Origin of the sequence: Pseudomonas sp. LP_7_YM (assembly GCF_004364435.1) — a bacterium.
In the GTDB taxonomy this organism is placed as follows: domain Bacteria; phylum Pseudomonadota; class Gammaproteobacteria; order Pseudomonadales; family Pseudomonadaceae; genus Aquipseudomonas.
Window position 1 is genome coordinate 109,427 of the sequence record NZ_SOCT01000013.1, and the last position, 9,362, is coordinate 118,788.

A 9,362-nucleotide genomic window follows, 5' to 3' on the forward strand; every position below is an offset into this window, starting at 1 on the left:
TGAAGCCTCACGCAGGAATTGAGAAAGAGAGTTTTGACAGGGGTGCAAGGTCGAGCTCGACAGCGCGAGGCTTGTCGGACGAGGTAGCGTGTTGCGTACCCCCGCCAGCAGCGCGCGGCGTGCTGGACTTGAAATTGGCGAAGAGCTCGCGGCGCTCGCTGCGGGCCATCCCCGCCTTTGCGAGAGCCACATCCATGGCTTTGAGCGCGTTGCTTTGCTGGGTTTGCTCGTCTTTCTGCTCGGTGATCTCGTCGGATGACAGCAGTCCGGTTGCGAAACCGAGCTCCATAGCTCGTTTGCCGCGGATGAAGGTCTCGTCATCCAGCATCTCGGTGATGTCGACGACTGCCTGGCCGCTGCCTTCCGCGTACAGGTCGGCCATTGCCGCGTCGAACTCTTCCATGGTGTCCGCGGTGTTGCGCAGGTCGTGGCGGTTGCCGACGGCAACGGTCCAGCAGTTGTGAATCATCAGAAAGCCGCTACTCGCGACCTCGCGCTTTTCGCCCGCCATATAGATGACCGAGGCAGCGGAGGCTGCCAGACCCAGCACCTTTGTGGTCACCGCCTGGCTGTGTTCGCGCAGCCGGTTATAGATGGCCAGGCCTTCGAACATGTCGCCGCCCGGCGAATTGATATAGACGTCGACTGGCTTGTCGCCGATGGACCGCAACGCCGCGTCGATGCGCGAGACGGTCACGCCTTCTCCGTACCAGTCCTGGCCGATCACACCGTAAATGGTGATGGTGTCGTTGGTTGACTCCACGGCCGCCTTGATGGAGGGGTTCCATCTGTCGAGCGCACGCGGACTCAGCTCGCAGTTGAAGGCGCTGCTGGAAGAGTTCATCGATGCTCACAAGGAAGAAGCTGCCCAAGAGCAATGGGGCGCGCCAGAAATTCGGATCACAGAAGACGACTCCCATCACCGGAAATTCGTCCATATCTACTTCGATCCTGCACCTGAAGGCAGCGGTCGATACAGCTTCAGCCAAGAAAGGCGTGGCGACTATTCGCTGAAACACAACCTCCACGTGATGATCGAGGGTGAGCGGGACACCGAGGATCGCTGGCGGCCAAAAGTTGAGTTCGGCCAGGTGTACAGCGCCCAGCTCGACGAGAAAAAAATCTCGCTGAAGAAGAGAGTTCACAGCAAGTGGGAACGAATGCTCGCGTCTCTGTACTTCGGCAATGCCATTCTTCTGATCGACTGCGAAGAGAGCGATTTTTCCTACGGCTTCGATGATTGAACCAACCTCCTGCGCATTCGCAGAGTGCGCAGCGGGATGGCGAAAGCCTACGGAAATGGGCGAACTACACGTATGAACCCCATATAAAAGTAATGGTGACGTGGAAGTCCGGTGCAAGCCCGGGCCCGATGTCCTGGAACGCTTCGACGCTGACCAGGCCGCATCGGAGAGTGAGCGAAGCGTGCCCAAGCGGGCTGCAGCGCTAGGATCGCAAAGCCCCGTGAATGTCCTGAGCCGGTACAAGCGAGACGGCCAATACCAAAAACGCGGCGGGAAACAAGCAGGGGTTGCGCCCTGGTGTTTCGATCACTCTCCGATGCGGACGAGTCCACACCGCGAAAGCGGCCCCCTGCATCTGCAGATGAACCGCAATAGCGGGAATTGCCCATTCGTCCCCAGATACCTGATCGCGGCCACAGAGCTGAAAGCGCGACGAGGTGATAACGCCGGGAAGCAGTTAGGGTTCGCCAGACCTACCATCTGCATCAACCCATCCCATAGGTGGCCACTGCCTGCCCAGTGAGCGAGCGACGGAGGATGACCACCATGAAATAACAAATAACTACCGGCCTTCCGCATCAGGCGGCGCCGGCAAGCAGGGTTCACGTACGGAGGCGTTGTGAACCAGCGATACAGAATAAGCCCTGCGTCGACAGGGCTTTTTTTCATCCAGCGTTTACCCGTCAGCACTCTCCCCTGAGCCCACCGGCAGACAGCAGGCGGTCAGAGTGCTGACGAGTACACGCCACCATCGAGGAAAGGACATGCACCCACAACTTCAGCAACGCCTGGATGGGCTCAACGCCATGCGCGTTCGCACTCACTCAGCCACTGCGGATTTCTACGCCATGATCGGTAAAGAGCCACCAGCGCAGAAGATTCGCTATCAAGTCGTCGCCAAGAGCGCCAGCGCTTACCACGTCGTCGAGATCGCAACCGGCAAGGTGCGCGGCTTTCGCTTCAGCTGTAAAGAGGCAGTCAACTTCGCGAAGGTCCTCGAGGCGCGTGCTGACGGTGAGAAGCTCTCGCTCAAGCAGACGGTGCTGCAATGATTGGGGGAAGTGTGCCAGACCAGCACAAGCAGGCGATCGCACAGCTGGCCGCACAGACCGATCACTCCCTCGCCACCGGCCACAGGGTCCAGCACATCGAGCAAGGCGTCAGCGCCAACGCGCCGCTGCTGGGCACAACGAATCATCTGGAAACGCTCAAGGCCAAGCGCGCCAAACGTGCGCCGCGGATTCGGGCACTGGCAGAGGCCGGCCTGAACGCCCGCCAGATCGGGATGAAGATCGCCATCGATACCCGCACCGTCGCACTCACCGCCCGAGAGCATGGCATCACCTTCACCGCGGCCAAATGATGCGGCGCATCTTCAAGTGCGCCAACCAGCGCCGGCTGCAGACCTGGCTACGCATGCCAGCGCACCAGATCGGAGATCCACCAGATGGAAAAGACAGCAGCAGCCAAGCACTCGGCGGACTACCGTCGGCGCCAGAAAGAGGAGAAGGAAAAGCTCGGGATCGAAACTCTGGAGGTCGATGTTCCAGTGGGCACTCGGTCGGGCATGACGCTTGCGATGAAGGATCACGGCTACAAGCAGATCCAGGAGCTGTGGCAGGATCTGGCGCTGTCATTTCTTGCAGCACCTCGCGAAGAGCAGGCGCGGCGGTTACGCAAACCTAGCGCGTCAGATTTTGTAGTTAGCCCAAGCCTAGCGCGCCAGTTGAAAGCGGCCGGCATGGCCCAGGTGGACACCGATGCAGACGAAGAATGAACTCACCCCTGTGCAGGCAGAGACATTGGCATTCATCGCCGGGTATATCGCCCAGCACGGCTACTCGCCGACCGTTGCAGAAATAGCCAAGGCTCAGCAGGTAAACGTGAATGCGATAGGCGATCGCATCGCTCTACTGATCAAGAAAGGTGCCGTAACTAAGACTGACGGAATCGCGCGAAGCATTCGACCAGTTATGTCTACATAACATCCAGCCACAATTGCCATGCATACGTAACAAAGCACGATGGCGTCAGGCCAAAGCTCTCCGGGCTCAGCACATTTAGCCGTCAATCATATCCTCGGCAACCTTCCTAGCGGCTTCGTGCGCGTCCTCTTTGCTTGTCCAGAAATGATCGCTATCTCTAATGCGAGGCAGCCCCTCGATATGCAGTTCCGTCGTCCAGCCACCCTGGTGGTTATAGAAAGTGATTTTGTAGGAAACGTCTTTATAGCGGTCTTGAAAGCTGGAATGCAGCACTTTGCCCTCCCTTAGCCGACCCCATGCCGGTCACCACGTATAGCCCACAACCAACCTATTCGCCACCGTCCCGTACCGGAGGACGGCGCATGCAATGGAGAAACCCATGAAATACCTCGCCCGCGTCAACCCGAAGTACTTCGCCGCCATCCACCATTGCGCCGCCAAGGGTGATGTTCGCTACTACCTTAATGCCGTCCACATAGAACCTCATGCTTCCGGTGGCGTACTGATCATCGCCACCAACGGGCACTTTATGGGCGGGATCCACGACCCTGAGGGCTGGATTCATCCAGACCACAAGTCTGTGCTGATCGGCACAGTCTCGAAGCGGATGCTGTCTGCGTGCACGTCACGGAAAGGGCCGGACGGCGAGCCACCAGCTGCGCTTTGGATTTCCGAAAAATTCTCGCTGGTCACCAGTTGTCCAGACACCACTGAAGAGCCAGAACTGTTCGGCCAGTTTTCTCACCTCACCGAGAAAACGGAACTGGTGGACGGTCTTTTTCCCGACTGGCGGCGCGTTGTACCAAAGCAGCGCCAGCAATTTGAAGGATCGTATCCGTGCCTGAACGGTGAATACCTGGAAGTCTTCAATAAGATTGGCGTGATGCTCTCTGGTCAGAAGCATTTCGGGGGCGGCGGGATGCACCTCGAAACAGGTGAAGACAAAGGCTCTGTGGTTGTGCGGTTCAACAGTCACGACCTGATCGACCGCTTCGTCGGAGTGCTGATGCCTATGAGGGGCGAAGAGCTGAAGGCCATTTTGCCAGCCTGGGCCGCAGCGGAAACCGAATCAGCCGCAGCCTGATCACTCCACCACCAGCACATCCGCTGCCCTCTCAATCGCATGGAATCGAACCATGAGCCAGCAACACCAGATCCTGGTCGGCGACTGCATCGAGATGATGCGGACGCTGCCGGACAAGTCAGTTCACACCTGCGTTACCAGCCCGCCCTACTTCGGATTGCGCGACTACGGCGTTGAGGGCCAGATCGGGCTGGAAGAAACGCCCGCCGAGTTCATCGCGCGTCTGGTCGACGTGTTCCGCGAAGTCCGTCGAGTACTCCGCGACGACGGAACGGCCTGGGTGAATATGGGTGACAGCTACGCCGGTAGTTGGGGCGCCCAAGGCAGGCCTCAAGGCGATGGCCAGATGTCCGGGCGCAGCGTAACTTCGGCACGCCAGATCAACGAGCACCCCCGCTTTCAGTCTGGCACCGGCGTTCGCGGGCGTGAGATGGGAATGAAGTCCAAGGACCTGATGGGCATGCCCTGGCGCCTCGCGTTCGCCCTGCAGGACGACGGCTGGTATCTGCGGCAGGACATCATCTGGAACAAGCCAAACCCAATGCCAGAAAGCGTGCGCGACCGGTGCACCAAGTCGCACGAATACATCTTCCTGCTGAGCAAATCGAAGAAGTACTACTTCCACCAGGCAGCCATCCTTGAGCCCTGCTCCCCGAACACCCATGCTCGGCTGTCTCAGGACGTCCAGGCGCAGACTGGCAGCGAGCGGGCCAACGGCGGCACGAAGAGCAACGGCAACATGAAGGCTACGGCGCGAAAGACCAATGGCGTGGGTTGGGGCCATGGCACGGATGCCAATGAGCGCCAGCGCGGTAGGATCAAGGATAACGAGTCGATGAATTCGGCTCTCGCGATCATGCCCACAGAGCGGAACAAGCGCTCCGTATGGACGGTGGCCACCCACAGTTTCAAAGGCGCCCACTTCGCCACTTTTCCGCCCGACTTGATCCGGCCTTGCATTCTGGCCGGTGCGCCGCGCGGTGGCGTGGTGCTGGACCCATTTGGCGGGGCCGGTACCACGTCGCTGGTATCGATGCAGGAAGGCCGCCGCTCAATCCTATGTGAGTTGAACCCTGATTACGCAGCGATGGCAAGAGCTCGTATCAATGCTGCCTGGCGGGATGGTGCGGCGCAGATGGACGTTTTTCGCGACGCAATGCACGAAGCCTGAGGTTTGAATCAGACTGATCCATACCCAATTAATCTGCGCTTTGCGGGCGACTTTAACTTATCTATAGCTTTCGCGATCTTTTGCTGCGCCGCGACAGCAGTGTCCAGCCCTAACGAGTTAATAGCCTCCCAGCTATTTAAAGCGTTGGTAGACTCAAATTCCGACCTTTCATCGAAAGTTCCTCTGACCATCAGCCTAATATATGTATTAATAATACTGCATAGCAACTCATCCAAGCTAGTAAGCTCCAGAAAATGTATTTTAAGAGACTCGCTCCATACCTCGCATATCTCAAGCTCGAGAGGAGATAGAGCAGCCCTGACAGCTTCTATCTCTTTGATTCTCGCTTGGTATACAGTGACAAACAAACTATCTGAACCGCCATCACCGATCCACGAGCTATTTTCTATATGGGTGATCGCAGAACCTGCGTAATGCCATGTCTTTACTAACTCGTCGTTGTATTTGCGGAGTAACACGACGAGGTCCCTAGCCAACGCATGATCATATTCAGCCTGCGCTTGCTTGCGCCATGAGCTCATTGTCGCCCACGCAATTAATACGGCAATTACTGTGGCTGCAGAGCTAAATATCTCGAACAGATCATGGATACTTTGAACTCTAAAAAAATCTTTTGGGAAAGATTGCGACCAAATCATACCGGCTGCGAAAAGCATTAAGCCAATTAGCCATGTCAATCTGTTTTTTATCATCATCGACCTCCTATCAAACCAACTTATGCCGGAGAGGATACTCTATGTCCGCGAACCATAAGAAACACCCATTTGATTTCAAAACCCAATACGGCCTTGGCTTCGATCCGCAAGACGATGAAATCGTCGTGGACTTCTTCTGCGGTGGGGGCGGCGCCGGTACCGGCCTGGAAATGGGCCTCGGTCGCAAGGTCAGCGTGGCGAAGAACCACAGCGCCAAGGCCATCAGCATGCACAGCGTTAATCACCCTGGTGCTAGGCACTTCACCACTGACGTGTTCGACGGTGATCCGGATACCGAGTGTGGCGGCAAGGCGGTGGGCTGGTTCCATATGTCGCCGGACTGCACCCACCACAGCCAGGCCGCTGGCGGACAGCCGCGCAAGCGCGAGATCCGTAACCTGTCATGGATCGGGCTGAAGTGGGCCGGCAAGAAGAAGCCTCGAGTCATCAGCCTGGAAAACGTGAAGCAGATCCTGCAATGGGGCCGGCTTATTGCGAAGCGCGACAAGGCGACCGGACGCGTCATCAAGCTGGACGGCGCGATCGCCGCACGTGGTGAGGTCGTGCCGGTAGACCAACAGTTCCTGATTCCAGATCCGAAGCAGCGCGGGCGCACGTGGCGCCGGTTCGTCGCTCTTCTTGAAGGCATGGGCTACGCCGTTGAATGGAAGGTGATCAGGGCCTGTGACTTCGGCGCACCCACCAGCCGCGAACGGTTGTTCATGCTCGCACGTTGTGATGGCCAGCCGATCGTCTGGCCGGAACCGACCCACTCCAAGAAGCCAGTAAAGGGCCAAAAGCCCTGGCGCACCGCGGCGGAATGCATCGATTTCTCGGATTTGGGGAAAAGCATTTTTGGCCGGAAGAAGGACCTCGCCCCTGCCACGCTTCGGCGCGTAGCCAAAGGCATGAAGAAATTTGTCATCGACAACGCGACACCCTTCATCGTGCCCATTGCCAACTGGTCCGGCGAAACGGTGCAGTCGGCCAATCAACCACTGCGGACTGTCACCTCGTATCCGAAAGGCGGCGCGTTTTCGGTGGTCAGCCCGGTGATGGTGACGGCAGCGCATGGCGAAGGTAAGCCCGGCGGCGTGCAGCGCTGGGGCGATGGATCAAAGCCCGCCGGCGAACCTCTTGGAACAGTTACCGCAAGCGGCGGGCATTCGGTGGCCATAGCCACCCTCATCCAAAGCGGATACGGAGAAAGGCCAGGGCAAGAACCGCGCGTGCCCGGTCTCGATCAGCCACTCGGCACAGTAGTTGCGGGTGGCGTTAAGCACGCACTCGCCGCCGCGCACCTGGTCAAGTTTCGTTTCGACGATGAAGGCAAGGCCCTCGACGAGCCGTTGCCGACCATCACTAGCGGCGGCAACTATCAGCGTCCTGCAGGCGCCGCGCACGCCATGGGCATTGCCACAGCGTTCATGGCGCAGATGAATGGCGGATTCAATACCACGGACGCAAAGAGCCTCAACGATCCAATGACGACTGTCACGAATACCGGCAGTCAGCAGCAGCTGGTGAGCGCAAGCCTGCTTCATTTGCGTGGCAACTGTGACGCCCGGGCGGTGGATGACCCGCTGCACACCGTCAGCGCTGGTGGCACGCATCACGGTTTGATGACGGCATTCATGGAGCGGCAGTTCGGCGCCAGCGTCGGCCAGCACCTGGATGAGCCAGCGCCGACCATCACGGCGGGCGGCGGAGGCAAGAGCTCGTTGGTCAGCTTCGAACTGTCTCCCGAGCATGAAGAAGGCGCGCTGCGCGTTGCTGCTTTCCTGATCAGCTACTACGGCACCGAGAACATGAGCCGCTGCGACCAGCCCGCCCCGACAATCACCACGAAGGATCGGCTCGGACTGGTCACCGTGATGGTCAAGGGCACGCCGTATGTGATCGTCGACATCCGGCTGCGAATGCTGCAACCGGCTGAGCTGTACCGGGCGCAGGGCTTCCCGACGGACTACATCATCACGCACGGCGCCGACGGCAAGCCGTTCACGAAGACCGAGCAGGTCCATATGTGCGGCAACAGCGTCAGCCCTCCGCCGATGGCCGCCCTCGCCCGCGCCAACGATCCATGGCGTACCAATGTTCAGCACCAGGTGGCCGCATGAAACGCATATACCTCAGCGGGCCCATGACGGGCCTGCCCGATTACAACTACCCGGCATTCAATGCCGAGGCCGCGCGCCTCCGCGCACTCGGCTACACCGTCGAGAATCCCGCCGAGAACCCGCTAGCCGCCGACGCGCCGTGGCACATGTGCATGCGTGACGCCATCCGCCAGATGCTCACCTGCGATACCGTGGCGTTCCTGCCCGACTGGCGTCAGTCCCGCGGCGCCAACGTAGAGATCGAACTGGCCACCCACCTGGGCATGGCTGTCATTCAAGCGAGCGGCATCGTTTCGCCGCAGGAGGAAATATGAGACAGGAATACAAATTGGTACCGGTCGACGCTACGGCCGACATGATCGCAGCAGGAATGAAAGTGTACGGAGCGACCGCACGGTATAACGCAATGCTCGCCGCCGCCCCAGCACCGCTTGGCATGGAGGTGGAAGTCTTGGCCTGGTACCTGCCGGACGAAGACGGCAAGCCCGACGCGACCGTGCGCGGGGATGTGGCCAAGCATGTGCCTGAAGCCTTCCCGCTGGTAGACCGCGCCCACATCGCCCGCCTTCAGGCCGAGAACGCCGCACTCCAGCAGCGCTTGAGCGTCGCGGATCAGCGGGTTGATGAGCTGACATTGAACTCGTTTCAGCAGCGCGTAAGGCCGTGGATGGCGGAATGCTTCGGTCCAGAAGTCTTAGGTGACGAGCAGGAGCGGAATCATCGATTCATCGAGGAAGCGCTTGAGCTTATCCAAGCGTGCGGAGCCACGGCTAGCGAGGCGCACCAACTGGTCGATTACGTGTACGGCCGCCCGGTGGGTGACAAGATTCAGGAAATCGGTGGGGTAATGGTGACCCTGGCGGCTCTGTGCCTAGCGCATGGACTGAACATGCACATTGCTGGCGAGACCGAACTGCAGCGCATCTGGACGAAGGTAGATCAAATCCGGGGGTGTCAGAAATTTTGTGTTCGGGCATAACATGAGCAAGAGGTGCATGTATGCCAACCAAAAAGAAACCTGCGTTACGCGAGCTACCAAAAA

General features: G+C 58.8%; 13 protein-coding genes. 10 read left to right on the forward strand and 3 right to left on the reverse strand.

Annotated elements, in window-relative coordinates; genetic code table 11:
• Nucleotides 1-7: 7 nt before the first annotated feature.
• Entirely contained in the window at nt 8-844 is an 837-nt protein-coding gene (locus EC915_RS21880) for a head maturation protease, ClpP-related (RefSeq protein WP_133752592.1), read from the reverse strand.
• Here EC915_RS21880 and EC915_RS21885 point away from each other — a divergent pair.
• The 5 genes from EC915_RS21885 to EC915_RS21905 all read left to right on the forward strand — a co-directional run bounded on the left by EC915_RS21885 (nt 819) and on the right by EC915_RS21905 (nt 3,229).
• A complete protein-coding gene (locus EC915_RS21885) occupies nt 819-1,244 on the forward strand; it encodes a hypothetical protein (RefSeq protein ID WP_177413416.1) in 426 nt (141 codons plus the stop codon). The two genes, EC915_RS21880 and EC915_RS21885, sit on opposite strands and share 26 nt — an antisense overlap.
• A gap of 764 nt (nt 1,245-2,008) precedes the next feature.
• On the forward strand, nt 2,009-2,296 hold the full coding sequence (locus EC915_RS21890) for a hypothetical protein (RefSeq protein ID WP_133752593.1): 288 nt from the start codon (nt 2,009-2,011) through the stop codon (nt 2,294-2,296).
• A complete protein-coding gene (locus EC915_RS21895; protein WP_133752594.1) occupies nt 2,293-2,607 on the forward strand; it encodes a hypothetical protein in 315 nt (104 codons plus the stop codon). Before EC915_RS21890 ends, EC915_RS21895 begins: the two co-directional genes overlap by 4 nt.
• A gap of 84 nt (nt 2,608-2,691) precedes the next feature.
• Nucleotides 2,692-3,021, forward strand: coding sequence for a hypothetical protein (locus EC915_RS21900; RefSeq protein ID WP_133752595.1), 330 nt, complete (start codon nt 2,692-2,694; stop codon nt 3,019-3,021).
• On the forward strand, nt 3,005-3,229 hold the full coding sequence (locus EC915_RS21905; RefSeq protein ID WP_133752596.1) for a LexA family transcriptional regulator: 225 nt from the start codon (nt 3,005-3,007) through the stop codon (nt 3,227-3,229). Before EC915_RS21900 ends, EC915_RS21905 begins: the two co-directional genes overlap by 17 nt.
• Nucleotides 3,230-3,304: 75 nt before the next feature.
• Here the strand turns inward: EC915_RS21905 and EC915_RS21910 are convergent, their stop codons facing one another.
• Nucleotides 3,305-3,502, reverse strand: coding sequence for a hypothetical protein (locus tag EC915_RS21910; protein WP_133752597.1), 198 nt, complete (start codon nt 3,500-3,502; stop codon nt 3,305-3,307).
• Between the two features lie 106 nt (nt 3,503-3,608).
• Here EC915_RS21910 and EC915_RS21915 point away from each other — a divergent pair, with 106 nt between their 5' ends.
• Together EC915_RS21915 and EC915_RS21920 are read left to right on the forward strand one after the other, a co-directional pair.
• Nucleotides 3,609-4,313: a hypothetical protein gene (locus EC915_RS21915; RefSeq protein WP_133752598.1), complete on the forward strand. Its 705-nt coding sequence runs from the start codon at nt 3,609-3,611 to the stop codon at nt 4,311-4,313.
• A 52-nt stretch (nt 4,314-4,365) separates the two neighbouring features.
• Nucleotides 4,366-5,484 (forward strand): site-specific DNA-methyltransferase, encoded by a 1,119-nt coding sequence (locus EC915_RS21920; protein WP_133752599.1) that lies wholly within the window; start codon nt 4,366-4,368, stop codon nt 5,482-5,484.
• A gap of 8 nt (nt 5,485-5,492) precedes the next feature.
• Here the strand turns inward: EC915_RS21920 and EC915_RS21925 are convergent, their stop codons facing one another.
• On the reverse strand, nt 5,493-6,200 hold the full coding sequence (locus tag EC915_RS21925) for a hypothetical protein (protein ID WP_133752600.1): 708 nt from the start codon (nt 6,198-6,200) through the stop codon (nt 5,493-5,495).
• A 41-nt stretch (nt 6,201-6,241) separates the two neighbouring features.
• Between EC915_RS21925 and EC915_RS21930 the strand changes: the two genes are divergently transcribed.
• The 3 genes from EC915_RS21930 to EC915_RS25035 are packed head-to-tail and all read left to right on the forward strand — an operon-like array spanning nt 6,242 to nt 9,299.
• Nucleotides 6,242-8,320 (forward strand): DNA cytosine methyltransferase, encoded by a 2,079-nt coding sequence (locus EC915_RS21930; RefSeq protein ID WP_133752601.1) that lies wholly within the window; start codon nt 6,242-6,244, stop codon nt 8,318-8,320.
• Nucleotides 8,317-8,634 (forward strand): DUF4406 domain-containing protein, encoded by a 318-nt coding sequence (locus EC915_RS21935; RefSeq protein WP_133752602.1) that lies wholly within the window; start codon nt 8,317-8,319, stop codon nt 8,632-8,634. The genes EC915_RS21930 and EC915_RS21935 overlap by 4 nt, the downstream gene beginning before the upstream one ends.
• The gene (locus EC915_RS25035) at nt 8,631-9,299 is read left to right on the forward strand and encodes a hypothetical protein (RefSeq protein WP_218568091.1); all 669 of its coding nucleotides are present in this window, start codon (nt 8,631-8,633) and stop codon (nt 9,297-9,299) included. The genes EC915_RS21935 and EC915_RS25035 overlap by 4 nt, the downstream gene beginning before the upstream one ends.
• The last annotated feature ends 63 nt before the right edge of the window (nt 9,300-9,362 follow it).